The sequence below is a fragment of the Rhodococcus sp. 14-1411-2a genome (genome assembly GCF_002259485.1).
In the GTDB taxonomy this organism is placed as follows: Bacteria; Actinomycetota; Actinomycetes; order Mycobacteriales; family Mycobacteriaceae; genus Rhodococcoides.
Map to the genome: position 1 here is coordinate 572,496 of NZ_NPGA01000020.1, position 16,525 is coordinate 589,020.

The 16,525-nt window shown below is 65.3% G+C and carries 17 protein-coding genes; 9 read left to right on the plus strand and 8 right to left on the minus strand.

Going from position 1 to position 16,525, the window contains the following annotated elements; all coding sequences use genetic code 11:
- The first annotated feature begins 25 nt into the window (after positions 1 to 25).
- Positions 26 to 769, plus strand: coding sequence for a polyprenol monophosphomannose synthase (locus CH291_RS23645; RefSeq protein ID WP_068050753.1), 744 nt, complete (start codon positions 26 to 28; stop codon positions 767 to 769).
- A gap of 8 nt (positions 770 to 777) precedes the next feature.
- On the opposite strand, the gene CH291_RS23650 is transcribed toward CH291_RS23645, so the two are convergent.
- The 5 genes from CH291_RS23650 to CH291_RS23670 all read right to left on the minus strand — a co-directional run bounded on the left by CH291_RS23650 (position 778) and on the right by CH291_RS23670 (position 7,066).
- Entirely contained in the window at positions 778 to 1,563 is a 786-nt protein-coding gene (locus tag CH291_RS23650; protein WP_068050750.1) for an SDR family oxidoreductase, read from the minus strand.
- A 135-nt stretch (positions 1,564 to 1,698) separates the two neighbouring features.
- Complete coding sequence (locus tag CH291_RS23655) at positions 1,699 to 2,985, minus strand: M16 family metallopeptidase (protein ID WP_094688770.1); 1,287 nt, start codon at positions 2,983 to 2,985, stop codon at positions 1,699 to 1,701.
- A 67-nt stretch (positions 2,986 to 3,052) separates the two neighbouring features.
- A complete protein-coding gene (locus tag CH291_RS23660) occupies positions 3,053 to 5,314 on the minus strand; it encodes a polyribonucleotide nucleotidyltransferase (protein ID WP_094688771.1) in 2,262 nt (753 codons plus the stop codon).
- 392 nt (positions 5,315 to 5,706) lie between these two features.
- A complete protein-coding gene (rpsO, locus tag CH291_RS23665) occupies positions 5,707 to 5,976 on the minus strand; it encodes a 30S ribosomal protein S15 (protein ID WP_032397847.1) in 270 nt (89 codons plus the stop codon).
- Between the two features lie 121 nt (positions 5,977 to 6,097).
- Positions 6,098 to 7,066, minus strand: coding sequence for a bifunctional riboflavin kinase/FAD synthetase (locus tag CH291_RS23670; protein WP_094669994.1), 969 nt, complete (start codon positions 7,064 to 7,066; stop codon positions 6,098 to 6,100).
- A gap of 103 nt (positions 7,067 to 7,169) precedes the next feature.
- Between CH291_RS23670 and CH291_RS23675 the strand changes: the two genes are divergently transcribed.
- From CH291_RS23675 to CH291_RS23690, 4 genes are read left to right on the plus strand one after another with little or no spacing between them, the layout of a single operon-like run.
- The gene (locus tag CH291_RS23675; RefSeq protein WP_373455153.1) at positions 7,170 to 8,132 is read left to right on the plus strand and encodes a metal ABC transporter substrate-binding protein; all 963 of its coding nucleotides are present in this window, start codon (positions 7,170 to 7,172) and stop codon (positions 8,130 to 8,132) included.
- A complete protein-coding gene (locus CH291_RS23680) occupies positions 8,129 to 8,956 on the plus strand; it encodes a metal ABC transporter ATP-binding protein (RefSeq protein ID WP_068050756.1) in 828 nt (275 codons plus the stop codon). Before CH291_RS23675 ends, CH291_RS23680 begins: the two co-directional genes overlap by 4 nt.
- A 3-nt stretch (positions 8,957 to 8,959) precedes the next feature.
- Positions 8,960 to 9,832, plus strand: coding sequence for a metal ABC transporter permease (locus tag CH291_RS23685; protein WP_094688772.1), 873 nt, complete (start codon positions 8,960 to 8,962; stop codon positions 9,830 to 9,832).
- Position 9,833: 1 nt separating this feature from the next.
- Positions 9,834 to 10,586 (plus strand): metal-dependent transcriptional regulator, encoded by a 753-nt coding sequence (locus tag CH291_RS23690; RefSeq protein WP_373455154.1) that lies wholly within the window; start codon positions 9,834 to 9,836, stop codon positions 10,584 to 10,586.
- A 34-nt stretch (positions 10,587 to 10,620) separates the two neighbouring features.
- Here the strand turns inward: CH291_RS23690 and truB are convergent, their stop codons facing one another.
- The 3 genes from truB to CH291_RS23705 are packed head-to-tail and all read right to left on the minus strand — an operon-like array spanning position 10,621 to position 13,174.
- Entirely contained in the window at positions 10,621 to 11,553 is a 933-nt protein-coding gene (gene truB / locus CH291_RS23695) for a tRNA pseudouridine(55) synthase TruB (RefSeq protein ID WP_094642127.1), read from the minus strand.
- A gap of 35 nt (positions 11,554 to 11,588) precedes the next feature.
- Positions 11,589 to 12,254, minus strand: coding sequence for a 4'-phosphopantetheinyl transferase family protein (locus CH291_RS23700; RefSeq protein ID WP_094642129.1), 666 nt, complete (start codon positions 12,252 to 12,254; stop codon positions 11,589 to 11,591).
- Complete coding sequence (locus tag CH291_RS23705; protein ID WP_032397841.1) at positions 12,251 to 13,174, minus strand: metallophosphoesterase family protein; 924 nt, start codon at positions 13,172 to 13,174, stop codon at positions 12,251 to 12,253. Before CH291_RS23705 ends, CH291_RS23700 begins: the two co-directional genes overlap by 4 nt.
- 241 nt (positions 13,175 to 13,415) lie before the next feature.
- On the opposite strand from CH291_RS23705, the gene CH291_RS23710 reads away from it, so the two are divergent.
- The 4 genes from CH291_RS23710 to CH291_RS23725 are packed head-to-tail and all read left to right on the plus strand — an operon-like array spanning position 13,416 to position 16,522.
- Positions 13,416 to 13,814: a TOBE domain-containing protein gene (locus CH291_RS23710; protein ID WP_094668559.1), complete on the plus strand. Its 399-nt coding sequence runs from the start codon at positions 13,416 to 13,418 to the stop codon at positions 13,812 to 13,814.
- Between the two features lie 25 nt (positions 13,815 to 13,839).
- Positions 13,840 to 14,622 carry a molybdate ABC transporter substrate-binding protein gene (gene modA, locus CH291_RS23715; protein WP_373455165.1) on the plus strand — a complete coding sequence of 261 codons (783 nt, stop codon included), beginning with the start codon at positions 13,840 to 13,842 and terminating at the stop codon, positions 14,620 to 14,622.
- A complete protein-coding gene (locus CH291_RS23720; RefSeq protein ID WP_094688774.1) occupies positions 14,619 to 15,431 on the plus strand; it encodes an ABC transporter permease in 813 nt (270 codons plus the stop codon). Before modA ends, CH291_RS23720 begins: the two co-directional genes overlap by 4 nt.
- On the plus strand, positions 15,428 to 16,522 hold the full coding sequence (locus CH291_RS23725; RefSeq protein ID WP_094688775.1) for a sulfate/molybdate ABC transporter ATP-binding protein: 1,095 nt from the start codon (positions 15,428 to 15,430) through the stop codon (positions 16,520 to 16,522). Before CH291_RS23720 ends, CH291_RS23725 begins: the two co-directional genes overlap by 4 nt.
- The last annotated feature ends 3 nt before the right edge of the window (positions 16,523 to 16,525 follow it).

Consider the following 16,525-nt stretch of genomic DNA (forward strand, 5'->3'; position numbering starts at 1 on the left):
ACCCCGAATCACGGATCATACGGTGGTGAGTACGGAACGAGTCGCCCCGAAGACCACCGTCGTTGTACCGACGTACAACGAACGTGAGAACCTCCCCAAGCTCGTCGAGCTGCTGGCAGGGTTGCAGGTGGAGGGGCTCGGTGTGTTGGTCGTCGACGACAATTCGCCCGACGGCACCGGCGACGTCGCCGACAAGTTGGCCATCGACGGCCCCATCGAGGTCAGCGTTCTGCACCGCACGGAGAAGAACGGGCTCGGACGCGCGTACGTCGCAGGCATGACCAGGGCCCTCGACGAGGGTGCGGACATCGTCATTCAAATGGACGCCGATCTCTCGCACCCCACCGAGGTGATCCCGGCGATGATCGACAAACTGAACACCACCGACGCGGCCGTGGTGCTCGGATCGCGATACGTACCGGGCGGAGCGGTCGCCGCCGATTGGCCCTGGCACCGCAAGGCCCTGTCCGCATGGGCGAACTTCTACGTCAACACGATCCTGCGCCTCGGCGTCAAGGATGCGACAGCGGGATTCAAGGCGTGGCACGCGCGCACCCTGCGCACCATCGATGTTGCCTCGGTCGAGAGCAACGGGTACGCATTCCAGGTCGAGATGAACTACCGAACCGTCAAGCACGGCCTCACTCTCGCCGAAGTGCCGATCACCTTCGAGGAGCGCAGCGAGGGCGAATCCAAGATGAGCCTGTCGGTTCAGCTCGAGTCGGCATTGGTGCCCTGGAAGCTGTTGCTGCGCAAGAAGAAGCTCTGACCGAGGCGTCACGGCGTGAAGCGTCGGAATCCGCCTTCGGCACCGATGACCTGACCGGTGATCGAGCCCGAATCGGGCGAGAGCAGCATCGCCACGACCGCCGCGGCCTCGTCCGGAGAGTTCCAACGACCCCGCGGCATGTGGCGCAAGACGAACGTGTCCAGATCGGCACTCGCCCAACCGGTATCGGTCGGACCAGGATTGATCGTGTTGACGGTGATACCCCGTTCGATCAGCGAATCGGCCAAGGTCGGTGTGATCGCGGCGATCGCGCCCTTGGTCACCGCGTAGGGAATCTCGGTCGGCATCGGCCCCTCACCCTGCCCGGACGTGAACAGCACGATGCGTCCGCCGTCGCGGTGATCGACGTACCGTTCCGCAAATTCCTGCACCAGAAGTAAGGACGCGCGCACGTTCACCGCCCACGTCAGGTCGAGGCTCTCTGCCGTCAGAGACCCCACGTCGCCCAGCTGTGATCGCGCATGGTTGATGACCAACGAGTCGACGGCTCCGAACCTGGATTCGGCAGCATCGAACAGGGCGGCAGGTGCTTCGGGATCGGAGAGATCGATGTCGAGATGCCCGAGCCTGCTTGGCGCGGTGGACAACTCGGCCAGAACCTGTACTGCTCCCGGCGTCCCCGCTCCCCACGGCTCGCTCACGTCGTAGGAATCGCAGGATTGAACGAAGACGCGGCCGCGCTCATCCTGCAGCAACCTACGAGTGATAGCGTAGCCGATACCGAGGCGTCGACTCACACCGGTGACGAGGACGGTACGCCCATCGCTGTTCATGCTGCATTGTCGACCTTAGCGGCATACACGTCAACGCCGAGAGCACGGTTGCCACCGTCGCACCGGAGAATCCACAGTTCACCGCCCTGCGACTGTGGACCTCCGTGCACGGAAACAGCGACGTGATCGCCGACGCTACCGAACCAGAGACTTGACCGACGCCGGCAGCTGGCGAACGTTTTTGTAGGGGCCGACCACCGCGGCACCGAAAGGACGGTCGAGCAACACGGCAGCGACCTCGCGTACCTCGTCGTTGCCGACACTGTCGATCCGCGCCAACGTATCGGTGATGTCGCGGTGATTGCCGTAGTTCAGTTCGCTACGACCGATCCGGTTCATCCGAGAGCCCGAATCCTCGAGTCCCAGAACCAATCCGCCGCGCAGCGAACCCTTGGCCCGCGCACACTCCGCGTCGGTGATGCCCTCGGAGGCGACCTTGGCGAGCACTTCCCTGATCACCGTGGTCACTTCGCCCAGGTTCTCGGGCTGACAACCCGCGTAGACGGAGAACGCACCGCTGTCGGCAAACGTGTCCACCGAGGAGTACACCGAGTACGCCAGTCCGCGCTCTTCCCTGATCTCCTGGAACAGACGAGAGCTGAGCCCGCCGCCCACTGCCGAGTTCAGCACGGACAACGCCCAGCGATGCCCTTCGTGTCGACCGAACGCACGTACGCCGAGGCACAGGTGTGCCTGTTCGCTGTCACGAGTGGTCAGGCTCAATGTGGGGGCGTTACGCAATCGCGCTGTGCCGCTTCGCCTTTCGGCCGGTCGCAGTCCCTTTTCCAGATGGCCCCCGAAAGCGCGACGCACCAACGACACAATCTGCTTGTGATCGACGTTGCCAGCGACAGCAACGACCATGCGCTGCGGCGTGTAGCGGCGAACGTGGAACGAGTGCAACTGCGCACGGGTCATCGACTCGATGGATTCGACGGAGCCGATGATCGGACGCCCGATCGGATGATCACCGAACATGGCTTCCAGGAAGGCATCTCCCAGCAGATCCTCGGGATCGTCGTCGCGCATGGAGATCTCTTCGAGGACCACCTGGCGCTCGACGTCGACATCTGCCGATCGGCAGCGGCCGCGAAGCACCACATCGCTGACGAGATCGATGGCGAGCGCCACGTCCTCGTCGAGCACGTGCGCGTAGAAGCACGTGCTCTCCTTCGAGGTGAACGCGTTCAGCTCTCCCCCGACACCGTCCATCACCTGGGCGATCTCGAGCGCACTGCGCGTGGGCGTCGATTTGAACAGCAGATGTTCGAGGAAGTGTGCCGCACCGGCAACACTGGGTTGCTCGTCGCGCGAGCCGACTCCGACCCAAACACCGACCGAGGCCGACCGAACGCCTGGCACGAACTCGGTGACGACCCGAAGACCGCCGGGCAGAGTGGTGCGTTGCACGCCCGTGTCGATGCCGGTGCTCTCTGGAACGGCCGAACGGTACGTCCCGAGGGGACGTACCGTTCGGCTCGATTGCTTCTTACTCAGCGCTGACCTCGGCGGGTGCCTCGGGAGCGTCGGCGGGAGCAGCAGCGTTGTCGTCTTCGACGGGAACGAGGCTGATCTTGCCGCGGTTGTCGATATCGGCGATCTCGACGCGCAACTTGGATCCGACGCTCACGACGTCCTCGACCTTGTTGATGCGCTTGCCGTTACCGAGCTTGGAGATGTGCACCAGTCCGTCGCGGCCCGGGAGCAGCGAGACGAATGCACCGAAAGCCGTTGTCTTGACGACGGTTCCGAGGAATCGCTCGCCGACCTTCGGCAGCTGCGGGTTGGCGATGGCGTTGATCATGTCGATCGCGGCCTGTGCGGACGGGCCGTCCGCTGCACCGACGTAGACAGTGCCGTCATCTTCGATCGAGATGTTGGCACCGGTCTGCTCGGTGATGGAGTTGATCATCTTGCCCTTGGGCCCGATGACCTCGCCGATCTTGTCGACCGGCACCTTGATCGCGGTGACGCGAGGTGCGTACGGGCTCATCTCGTCCGGGGTGTCGATGGCCTCGGCCATGACCTCGAGGATCGTCGTGCGCGCATCCTTGGCCTGCGACAGCGCGCCGGCGAGCACCTTGGAGGGTATGCCGTCGAGCTTGGTGTCGAGCTGCAGTGCGGTGACGAAGTCCTTGGTTCCAGCGACCTTGAAGTCCATGTCACCGAATGCGTCCTCGGCACCGAGGATGTCGGTGAGGGCGACGTAGCGGGTTTCACCGTCGACCTCGTCGGACACGAGGCCCATTGCGATTCCGGCGACCGGGGCACGCAGTGGCACACCGGCGTTGAGCAGCGACAGCGTCGATGCACAGACCGAGCCCATCGAGGTCGAGCCGTTGGAGCTCAGTGCCTCGGAGACCTGGCGGATGGCGTACGGGAACTCTGCCTGGCTGGGCAGAACCGGCAGCAGAGCGCGCTCGGCGAGTGCGCCGTGGCCGATCTCGCGACGCTTCGGCGAACCGACGCGGCCGGTCTCTCCGGTGGAGTAGGGCGGGAAGTTGTAATGGTGCATGTAGCGCTTGGACGTCTCGGGCCCGAGCGAGTCGACCTGCTGCGCCATCTTGACCATGTCAAGGGTGGTGACGCCCAGGATCTGGGTCTCGCCGCGCTCGAACAGGGCGGATCCGTGGGTACGCGGGATGATCGCGACCTCGGCGGACAGCGACCGGATGTCTGTGATGCCGCGGCCGTCGATGCGGAAGTGATCGGTGAGGATGCGCTGGCGAACCGACTTCTTGGTCAGTGCGCGGAATGCGGCACCGAGCTCCTTCTCGCGGCCGGCGAAGCTGTCTCCGACCGACGTGAGCACCTGAGCCTTGACCTCGTCGAGCTTGCTCTCACGCTCGGCCTTGCCTGCGATGGTCAGCGCCTCGTTGAGCGGGATCTTCGCGGCGTTCTCGACGGCCTCGAAGACGTCCGACTGGTACGCCGGGAAAACCGGATAGTCGCCGGTGGGCTTTGCTGCCTTGGACGCGAGCTCCTGCTGTGCGGTGCACAGGGCTGCGATGAACGGCTTCGATGCCTCGAGGCCCTCGGCGACGACCGCTTCGTTGGGGGCGGTAGCGCCACCCTCGATGAGCTCGATGACGTTCTCGGTGGCCTCGGCTTCGACCATCATGATCGCGACGTCTGCGTCGGCACCGGAGCCGGAGACGATGCGGCCGGCTACGACCATATTGAACACGGCCTTCTCGAGCTGCTCGTTGGTCGGGAACGCGACCCACTGCTTGTCGATCAGTGCGACGCGAACGCCGCCGATCGGCCCGGAGAACGGCAGTCCGGCGATCTGCGTCGAGGCCGATGCCGCGTTGATCGCGACGACGTCGTACAGATCGGCTGGATTGAGGCTCATGACCGTGATGACGACCTGGATCTCGTTGCGCAGTCCGTCGACGAACGTCGGACGCAGCGGCCGGTCGATCAGGCGGCAGGTGAGGATGGCGTCGGTGGACGGACGGCCCTCGCGGCGGAAGAACGATCCGGGGATACGGCCCGCGGCGTACATGCGCTCTTCGACGTCGACCGTCAGCGGGAAGAAATCGAAGCCCTCACGAGGGTGCTTGCCGGCGGTCGTTGCCGACAGCAGCATGGTGTCCTCGTCGAGGTACGCGGCGACTGCGCCTGCGGCCTGCTGCGCGAGGCGGCCGGTCTCGAAGCGGATGGTCCGCTTGCCGAACGTGCCGTTGTCGATGATCGCAGTTGCTTCGTAGACGCCTTCTTCGACGTCCAAGGTTGTGGTTTCCGACATGTGTTCTGTTCTCGTCCTCTCGTCTTTGCCGTGCCCGCGTGGACACACCACCAGCCCTCCTGGCTGTGGCGGCATACCTGTGCCGTCCATCTCCGAGCTTCTCTCGGGACGCGGCTGCGCGGAGGCGGCCATCGATCGAAGCCCACCGGATCTCGTATCCGAAAGGCCACTACCGAAGACCGTCACCACGGCATGACAGGCATACACGGCGGTGTGCGAATGCTGTGCATTCGCTTTCTCGTGCTGGCGAAACTGTTCTTGCGGTACAAACACAGATAGCCAACGAGGAACAGTCTAAGCACTGCCTCGTTGGCTACTGCACTATTGCTGCGAGTCGGGTGCGCACCGGCGCGTCGAACCGTGCATCGGTGACATCCTCGCGTCGATGCGAATTATCGACGCAGACCCAGACGCTCGATGAGCGAGCGGTAGCGGGTGACGTCGACCTTCGCGATGTACTTGAGCAGACGACGACGACGTCCGACCAGCAGCAGCAGGCCGCGGCGGGAGTGGTGGTCGTGCTTGTGCGTCTTGAGGTGCTCGGTCAAGTCGACGATGCGCTTGGTGAGCATTGCAACCTGCGCCTCGGGCGAACCCGTGTCGGTGGGGTGCAAGCCGTACTCGCCGAGAACGGCCTTCTTCTGTTCGGTGGTCAATGCCACTGGTACTACTCCTGATCAATGACGTCCGCGTGAAAGGAAGCTACGCGCCCGGTGTCGAGACCACGGGATCGAAGCCGGTACAGCCGCCGCGGACCGCAGCGAGCACCGAGGGGACAGCCTATCAGGCCGTGCTGGCCGCCAGGATCGTCCGGGCCCGCTCGGCGTCGCGGCCCATCTCCTCCACGAGGGCTTCCATCGAGTCGAACTTCTCCATGCCGCGCAGTCGGTCGACGAAGTCGACTGCCACGTGCTGCCCGTACAGGTCGGCCTCACCGTCGAGGACGAATGCCTCGACGGTCCTGGTACGACCCGAGAACGTGGGATTGGTGCCCACCGATACGGCAGCCGGATGCCGCTCCCCCGGAGTGACCGTCCCCATGATCGGACCCGGCCCGAGCACGGTGAACCATGCCGCGTACACGCCGTCGGCGGGAATGGCCGAGTACATGGGCGGCGCGACATTGGCTGTGGGATAACCCATTTGGCGACCTCGGCCGTCTCCGTGCACGACGACTCCTTCGACGCGATGCGGTCGCCCGAGCGCGGCGGTGGCTGCAGCGACGTCACCGGCGTCCACACACGATCTGATGTACGTCGAGGAGAACGTCACGGCGTGCTCGGCGAGCAGGTTGACTCCGTCGACTGCGAATCCGGACCGTTCGCCGATCTTGCGCAGCATGGGCACGGTGCCGAGCGCCTTCTTCCCGTAGGTGAAGTTCTCACCGACGACGACCTCGGCAACGTGCAGGCGTTCGATCAGGATCTCGTGCACGTAACGCTCGGGAGTGAGCTTCATCAACTCGGGCGTGAACGGCATGACGCAGAAGACGTCGATACCCAGCTCCTCGGCGAGTTCGGCCCGCCTCGTCAGGGTCGTCAACTGAGCAGGATGGCTTCCCGGTCGCACGACCTCCATCGGATGGGGATCGAACGTCATGAGCACGCTGGGAACGCCGCGCTTCTTCGCAGCGGCCACCGCTCGCCCGATCAGTTGTGCGTGTCCGCGATGAACGCCGTCGAAGACGCCGATCGTGAGCACGCACCGACCCCAGTCGGCAGGTACATCGTCGAGACCTCGCCATCTCTGCACACCGCGAAGCCTACGGCCCGACGGCCGCTCGGTCACTCTCGGACAGGCGTGTCGCGCGCGGCACGTATGGACAAAAAGGTATCCCCACGGTAAATGTTTCGGTGTGCCTAACTTTTTTCTTCGCCGGTGTGGATCGCGCAGTGGGCGGATTCTCGCGAGCTGGGCCGTGGTGGGACTACTGGTGGCAGCCTCGAGCGGCTGCGCCCGTGCCGTCGGGGAGGACGATCCGGCGGTGCTCGACGACGGCAGACCCCTGGTTCTGACGACCTTCACCGTCCTCGCCGACATGGCCGCCAATGTCGCCGGCGATCACCTCCGAGTGGAATCGATCACAAAAGCCGGAGCCGAGATCCACGGCTACGAGCCGACCCCAGGAGACCTACGCACCGCAGAGCAGGCCGAGCTGATCCTGGACAACGGTCTCGGGCTGGAGGCCTGGTTCGATAAATTCGTCGAGCGCATCCCCGCACCCCACGCCGTGGTGAGTGCGAACGTGGACCCGATCTACATTCGCGACGACGCCTACGCCGGCAAAGCGAACCCCCACGCATGGATGTCGCCCGTCGTGGCCGAGACGTACGTCGAGAACATCGCCGACGCCTTCGTCGCGCTCGATCCCGCCAACACCGACGACTACCGCGCGAACGCAGCCGCATACGTGGGACAACTACGCGAGGTCGGTGCCGAACTGGCCGCGGATCTCTCCGGGCTACCGGCTCGTCAGCGCGCGCTCGTCACCTGCGAGGGCGCATTCGGCTATCTGGCCCGCGACTTCGATCTGCAGGAGGCCTACCTGTGGCCGGTCAACGCCGAGCAGGAAGGAACGCCGAAGCAGGTGGTCCGCACCATCGACTTCGTTCGCGACAACGACGTACCTGCCGTGTTCTGCGAGTCGACGGTCTCGGACAAGGCGCAGCTGCAGGTCGCCGAGGACACCGGCGCGCGGTTCGGCGGACAGCTCTACGTCGATTCTCTGAGCGACGCCACCGGACCGGTCCCCACGTACCTGGATCTACTGCGCTACGACGCACGGTTGATCGCCGACGCACTGGTAGGAGAACGATGACCCAGCACACTGGAGACCCGCGTCAAAGGACCCCGCACGAGACCGGGGCAGCGCTGTCGGTGGACGCCGTCAACGTTCGATACCGCGACGTCGTAGCCCTCACCGATGCCAGCCTGACCCTCGCACCCGGCCGGGTGTGCGGGTTGGTCGGAATGAACGGGTCAGGCAAGTCGACGCTGTTCAAAGCCGTCATGGGAGTGGTCAAGCCCAACTCCGGCTCGATCACCGTGTTCGGCGGAGACCCGGCGCAGGCGCGCAAGGCCGGCACGGTCAGCTACGTGCCCCAGGCGGAATCCGTCGATTGGACATTCCCGATCAGCGTGCGCGACGTGGTGATGATGGGCCGATACGGGAAGCAGAATTTTCTCCGCACTCCCCGAGCCGCCGATCGACTGGCCGTCGACGAGGCTCTGCAGCGCGTCGACCTCGCCGAACTGGCGAACCGACAGATCGGCCAGCTCTCCGGCGGTCAGCGCAAGCGTGCGTTCGTCGCCCGCGCCATCGCCCAGGAGGCATCGCTGCTGTTGCTCGACGAGCCCTTCGCCGGTGTGGACAAGAAAACCGAGGCAACCATCACCCGGCTGCTCCGCGAACTCGCAGCACAGGGTGCGTCGGTTCTGGTGTCCACACACGATCTACATGCCCTACCGGAACTGTGCGACGAAGCGATCCTGCTGCAGCAGCGCGTGCTGATGCACGGCAGTCCGACCGACGTACTGCGCCCGGAGAACCTGGCGCTGGCCTTCGGCATCGACCCGTCGAAGGTCGGCGAGTTGGGTGCGGGCACTCGAAATCCGGCCACCCGAACCACGGAAGCGAGCTGAACCGTGTATCTGATCGATTTTCTCGTGGACCCACTCGAATACACCTTCATGCAGCGAGCCCTCCTGGTCACTGTCACCGCCTCCATCGTGTGCGCGGTGCTGAGCTGCTGGCTCGTCCTCATCGGGTGGTCGCTGATGGGCGACGCCGTCTCGCACGCAGTTCTTCCCGGCGTCGCGCTGTCGTACCTGTTCGGGGCACCGTTCGCGATCGGAGCGCTGCTGTTCGCCCTCATCGCGGTCGGTGCCATCGGAGTGGTCCGCAACACCACCATCGTCAAGGAGGACGCCGCGATCGGCGTCGTCTTCACCACCTTGTTCGCGCTCGGCGTCGTCCTGATCTCCAAGTTTCCGAGTCAGATCGACCTCAATCACATCCTGTTCGGCAATCTGCTGGGAGTCTCGCAGGCAGACATGGTTCAGGTGTTCGTCCTCGGCGGTATCGCGCTGGTCGTCATGATCGTCAAGCGTCGCGACTTCACTCTCTTCGCCTTCGACCGCACCCAGGCCCGCGCCGTAGGCATCAACCCGTCGGTGATCTCGGCCGTCATGCTGACCCTGCTCGCCCTGACGACCGTGGTCGCGCTCCAGGCCGTCGGCGTCATCCTCGTGGTGGCGATGCTGATCACTCCCGGTGCGTCCGCCTATCTGCTCACGCACAGCTTCGGCCGCATGCTCGTGCTGGCACCGGTCATTTCGGTGGGTTGCGCGCTGGTGGGGATCTACGCCAGCTTCTACCTCGACGTGTCCTCCGGCGGCAGCGTCGTGCTCACCCAGGGACTGGTCTTCGTCCTTGCCTACCTGCTGAGCCCGTCGCAGGGCATCGTCGTCCGCGCCCTGCGGCAGCGCAGACAGGTGCCGGTGGCTCCGGCCGGGTGAGATGTCTTTTTCCATTGGATTGCCTAAGCTCGGCGACGTGGCGCTACGAAAAGACGATCCCGCACCGGCCGACGAGGGCGTCCAGCTGTCCGCGGTTGCGCAGGACTATCTCAAGGTCATCTGGACGGCCAGTGAGTGGAGCGAGGACTCGGTCAGCACCAAGATGCTCTCCGAGCGCATCGGTGTTTCCGCCTCGACGGTGTCCGAGGCCATTCGCAAGCTCGCCGACCAGGGCATGGTCGACCACGCCCGTTACGGAGCCATCTCACTGACCGAGAAGGGTCGTCTCGCTGCCATCGGTATGGTGCGTCGACATCGACTGATCGAGACCTACCTGGTCCGAGAGCTGGGTTACGGCTGGGACGAAGTGCACGACGAGGCAGAGATCCTCGAGCATGCCGTCTCGGATCTGATGATGGATCGAATCGACGCCAAACTGGGCCACCCCGAACGCGATCCGCACGGCGACCCGATTCCGTCCGTCGACGGTGCGATCGAGGCCCCGTCCGCGACCCGCCTGAGCGACTACCTCGACGGACAGTCCGGCCGAGTCGCCAGAATTTCCGACTCCGACCCGGCGATGCTCCGCTACTTCGACTCCGTCGGCATCACGCTGGACCTGCCGATCACGGTGGTCGAACGACGCGACTACGCCGGCACCGTCGCCATCGAGTTGGCCCGCACCGACGCCACTGATTCGATCGATCTCGGCCACCGCGCCGCAGAGGCGATCTGGATGGTTCCGGCGACCTGATCGCCGGGTCGGTGCCGCATCCGTGCCGAATGTTTCAGTGCCCGCGCAAGGTCGCGGGCCGCACGACCATGACCGAACTGGCGCGCTTGCCCTTCTCCTGGAGCAGAGCGATGGTGTGCCCGGTGGGATCGACCGCCGCGTACACCCCGTCGATTCCTATCGGATCCAGCCACCGTCCCTGGCTCAACGATTCCGCCTCACTCGCGTCGATCTGCCGGTGCGGGAACGCCGTTCGGGCCGCCTGATCGATGTCCAGGCTCACGGCCGGGTCCTCTGCCAGTTCTTCGAGTGTCCGTGCGTGGTCGAGGGTGAAAGGTCCGACGCGGGTGCGGCGCAGCACGGTCAGGTGGCCGCCGACGCCGAGCGCCGCGCCGAGGTCGCGCGCCAGAGCCCGAACGTACGTCCCCGACGTGCAGTCAACCTCGACATCGAGGTCGACGAACGCCGATTCGCCCTCCGCCACGTCGCGCCTGGCCGTCACGTCGAATCGGGTGACGCTGACCTTGCGCGGGGCGAGTGTGAATTCCTCACCTGCGCGAGACAGTTTGTGGGCGCGTTGCCCGTCGACCTTGATGGCGCTGACACTGGCGGGAACCTGCTCGATGTCACCGGTCAGGGCGGCAATCGCGGTCGAGATCTCGGTGTCGGAGACATGCGCGGCCGAAACATCGGCCAGGACGTCGCCCTCGGCGTCGTCGGTCGTCGTGCTCCGGCCGAGCCGGATGGTGGCGGTGTACGACTTGGTGGTCAGCGAGAGCAGTCCCAGCATCTTGGTCGCACGCTCCACGCCGAGCACGAGCACGCCGGTCGCCATGGGGTCCAAGGTCCCCGCATGGCCGACCTTTCTGGTGCGCAACAGTTTTCGGCACGACGCCACCACATCGTGGCTCGTCACTCCCGGCCCCTTGTCGACCACCAGCAGGCCGGCACCGACGAGACCGGACGAAATCTTTTCGCGAGCACTCACGAGAGAGCATTGTGCCAGGCTCGCGGAGCAGGTCGTCACATCACCGAGATCGCGGTCATCACCAGACCGCCCGCCACCATCCATCGACCGTCGAAGGCCCGCAGCGGCGGACCGGACACCGTGTCTCCTGGCACCAGCAGCTCGGAACGGAACGTTCCCGAAATGTCGTCACCGGAGCCGGTGCGCTCGAAGGTGATGTGTGCGTCCTCGAAGCCGAGCCAGCGTCCGGTCAACGGCTCCCAGGCCTTGTACGTCGCTTCCTTGGCGCAGAACAACACTCGATCCCAGTGCACGTCCTCGCGGCCCGCGGTCGCGAGCCACTCCCGTTCGGCCTCGAGACTCACCGCCTCGAGCACTCCATCGGGCAAGGGTCCGTGCGGCTCGGCGTCGATTCCCACCGAACGCACCTGCATCGAGTAGGCCAACACCGCACCGCGATACCCGTCGCAGTGCGTCAACGATCCGACCACACCCTTCGGCCACTGCGGAGCACCGGACTTGCCGCGCATGATCGGCGCAGGCTCGACACCCAGCTTCTCCATCGCCACCCGCGCACAGTGTCGGGCCGAGGTGAACTCACGCTTGCGCTTGTCCACCGCCTTGGCCACCAGCGGGGCCTCGAGCGGATGGGGCGTCAAACCCGGTGGGTCCGCGAACAATTCGGCCGAGACGACGCCGTTGGGAAGTATCGATTCGATCACTTTCCTGCCCTCATCTTCTCTACCTCTGCCTCCATTTCGGGCGTCACCGTGAAGTGCCCGCCCCACTTGTTCAACGCGCCTGGCGGATACTCGGGGACCGGAAGAATCTGTCGCAGAACGTTTTTCGGTAGGCCGCGGCGCTGCCATTCACGCGGGTAGCCCACCGACACCTCCTCGAAGCGAACGCCGTCGTAGTAGGTCGTCCGTGGAATGTGCAAATGCCCGTACACCGAACAGATCGCGTTGTACCGCGTATGCCAATCCGCCGTCAGAGTGGAACCACACCACAGTGCGAACTCCGGGTAGAACAGCACCTCGGTCGGCTGCCGAACCATCGGGAAATGGTTGATCAACACCGTCGGAACGGAGGTGTCGAGCGCATCGAGACGCTCCCGGGTGGCGTCGATCCGCGCATGGCACCAGGCATCGCGCGTCGCGTACGGCTGCGAGGACAGCAGGAATTCGTCGGTGGCGACCACGTTCTTCTCACGTGCGATCGCCAGGCCGTGTTCCTTGTCTCTCGCTCCCTGCGGCAGGAACGTGTAGTCGTAGAGCAGGAACATCGGCACGATCGTCGCCGGGCCACCCTCACCCTCCCACCGCAGATAAGGGTCCTCCGGGGTGACGACGTCGATCTCGCGGCACAGGTTGACCAGGTACTCGTACCGAGCCGCCCCGTGGATCTGGACGGGATCTTTCACCGTCGTCCAGAGCTCGTGGTTTCCGGGAACCCAGATGACTTTCGCGAAACGGCTACGGAGCAGTTCGAGCGCCCACTTGATGTCGTCGGTCTTCTCCGACACGTCGCCGGCGACGATCAGCCAGTCGTCGGGCGATTCGGGAAAGATGTCCTCGGTCACGGGCCGGTTGCCCCGATGTCCGACGTGAATGTCGCTCACTGCCCACAGCTTCGCTGCCACTGAAAATTCCTTCCGATGCGCTCGGCCGCCGGCGTCGAATCGCCAGAACCGTCCGAGAACGTACCAACGTCCAATACTCCCTGCAGATTCCGCGACGTATCCGGCGGGGTGATGCGGCAACCCGGTCGACGGTGGGACGGTACGGCTCACCGAAAACAGGATCTGGTCGAAACACCCGCAGATTCGGGTATATGGTGCCGTTCATGACTTGTTTGCGGATGTCTGCTCGGGTGGCGTCTCGATGACGGTGCCCCCGGTCCGCGTTCGAGACGCCGCAGCACTCCTCGGTGTCAGTGACGACACCGTCCGTAGATGGATCGACACCGGAGCGCTCCCGGCGCTCGAGGACGAGAACGGACGCAAGGTCATCGCCGGCCGGGACCTGGCCGACTACGCGCGCGAACATGCTGTCCCTCCGCCGGAGATCGCGTCGGGCGGAAGCTCTGCACGCAACCGACTCGTGGGGTTGGTCACCGAGGTCGTCTCGGATGCGGTGATGAGCGAGGTGAGCATGCAGTGCGGGCCGTTCACGATCGTGTCCCTGATGAGCACCCGCTCGGTTCGCGAACTGGGGCTCGAGCCCGGCAAGGTCACCGTCGCTGTGGTCAAGGCCACGACCGTCATCGTCGAGACACCGTAGGACACAGGAGATGTTCGTGAAGACACTGCGCCCGGTATTCGCGCTCCTCATTGCAGCCACCCTCGTGCTCGTCGGGTGCAGCTCGCAGTCCGATTCGACCGCGCCCGATGGACCCTCGGACGGCAGCGCGGTCCGAGGCAAGATCACGGTCTTCGCCGCAGCATCGCTTCGCGCGACGTTCACCGAGCTCGGTGATCGATTCGAGGCCGAACACCCCGGCACCTCGGTGGAGTTCAGCTTCGCGGGCTCATCCGATCTGGCCGCGCAGCTGATGTCCGGCGCCCCTGCCGACGTCTTCGCCTCCGCGGATACGAAGAACATGACCGAGACGGTCGACGAGGGCCTGGTTGCGGATGACCCCGTCGACTTCGCGTCCAACACGCTGACCATCGTGACCGCCCCCGGAAACCCGGACGGCATCGCATCGTTCGCCGATCTGGCGAATCCCGACGTTCTCACGGTGATCTGCGCGCCCCAGGTGCCATGCGGCGCGGCGACGGCCTCGGTCGAGGCCGCTACCGGCACGCAGATCCCGGCCGTGAGCGAAGAATCCTCGGTCACCGACGTGTTGGGCAAGGTGACCTCGGGGCAGGCCGATGCCGGACTGGTCTACGTGACCGACGCTGCCGGGGCAGGAGAGGCCGTGACCGCGGTGCCCTTCGAGGAGTCGAGCGAGGCCGTCAACACCTACCCGATCGCGACACTGAGCGGGTCCGACAACGAGGGCACCGCTCGCGCATTCACCGAGTTCGTCACCGGCCCCGTCGGGCAGGACGTACTCGGTCGAGTCGGCTTCGCAGCTCCGTGACCGTACGAGTCGCACACAACGGGCGGTCGACCGTCGGTGTGCCGGTGTGGATTTTCGTTCCGGCAGCCATCGGTGCACTCCTCGTGGTGGCACCGCTGGCCGCGATGTTCACCCGAATCGACTGGTCCAATTTTCTCGGACTCATCACCTCCGAATCCGCTGTCGCGGCGTTGATCCTGAGCCTGAAGACGGCGACGGCCAGCACCGCAGTGTGCGTGGCTATGGGCGTGCCGATGGCAATCGTGCTCTCGCGCAGCTCGATTCGCGGGCTCTCGATCCTTCGCTCTCTCGTCGTACTGCCCTTGGTTCTGCCCCCGGTGGTCGGGGGCATCGCGCTGCTCTACACCTTCGGGCGACAAGGCCTGTTGGGCGAGCACCTCGACGCCTTCGGGATTCGAATAGCGTTCACCACCTCGGCCGTGGTGCTGGCACAGGTGTTCGTATCGCTTCCTTTCCTGGTCGTCAGCGTCGAGGGCGCACTGCGCACGGCCGGCGACCGGTACGACGTGGTGGCCGCGACGCTGGGGGCCACCCCCACGACCGTCCTACGGCGCGTCACCGTTCCGCTGATACTTCCCGGACTGATATCAGGAACCGTCCTCGCCTTCGCGCGCGCACTCGGAGAATTCGGAGCGACCTTGACCTTCGCCGGATCCCTCGAAGGCGTGACCAGGACACTGCCGCTGGAAATCTATCTGCAGCGCGAGAGCGACCCCGATGCCGCGGTAGCGCTCTCGCTGGTACTGATTCTCGTAGCGGCACTCGTCGTCGTGACCGCACGCGGCACTCGGTCGTCGGGAACGCTGTGAACTCACTGCACCTGCGGGCCACACTCGGCGTCCGCGGCATCGATCTCGAACTGGACGTCCCCGAGGGTGAGACGGTGGCCATCCTCGGACCGAACGGGGCAGGCAAATCGACACTGCTGCAGCTCGTCTCCGGTGTGGTGGCACCCGACGAAGGAATCGTCCGACTCGGCGAGGACGTGCTGACCGATACCGTCTCGAACACCGTCGTCCCGATTCACGCCCGAGGCGTCGCGACCCTCTCTCAGGAAGCTCTGCTGTTTCCTCACATGGACGCTCGTACGAACGTGGCCTTCGCGCCGCGTAGCGCAGGCGCGAACCGCGTCGCCGCGCGTGCCGTCGCCGATACCTGGCTCGACACGGTCGGAGCCTCCCACCTGGCCGATCGCCGCCCCGGCCAGCTGTCCGGCGGGCAGGCTCAACGAATCGCCATCGCGCGCGCTCTTGCGGCCGACCCACGCCTGCTGCTGCTCGACGAACCCCTCGCGGCGCTGGATGTGGACACGGCACCGAGCATTCGACGAGTACTGCGCACGGTGCTGCGCGAGAGCGGTCGCACGGCTTTGATCGTCACCCACGATCTGCTCGACGTCGTCGCGCTCGCCGATTCCGTCGCGGTCGTCGACGGCGGACGCGTCGTCGAGCGAGGCTCGGTCACCGAGGTCCTGACCGCACCTCGCAGCGAATTCGGTGCCCGCATCGCGGGGGTGAACCTGCTCTCGGGACGGGCTGTCGACGCCGACGACTCGACGTCCCTGACCACGAACTGGGGACTGACGGTCCACGGCTCCGGGCGGTACACCACCGGAACCGCACTGGTGGCGGTGTTCTCCCCCGCCGCCGTCTCGGTACACCCGACGGCCCCGCACGCCAGCCCGAGAAACGTGTTCGAGGTGGTGATCGAGGAGATGGAGGTGCAGGGCTCCGGCATTCGTGTTCGATCACGTCCGCAACCCGACGGGTCTCCCGGCATGGCTGCAGACATCACCCCTGCCGCGGTGTCCGATCTCGGGCTCGAGCCCGGCGGCACCGTCTTCTTCGTCGTCAAGAGCCGTGAGGTGGCATTGCACCCCGCGTTGCCGTCGCAACCCTGACGG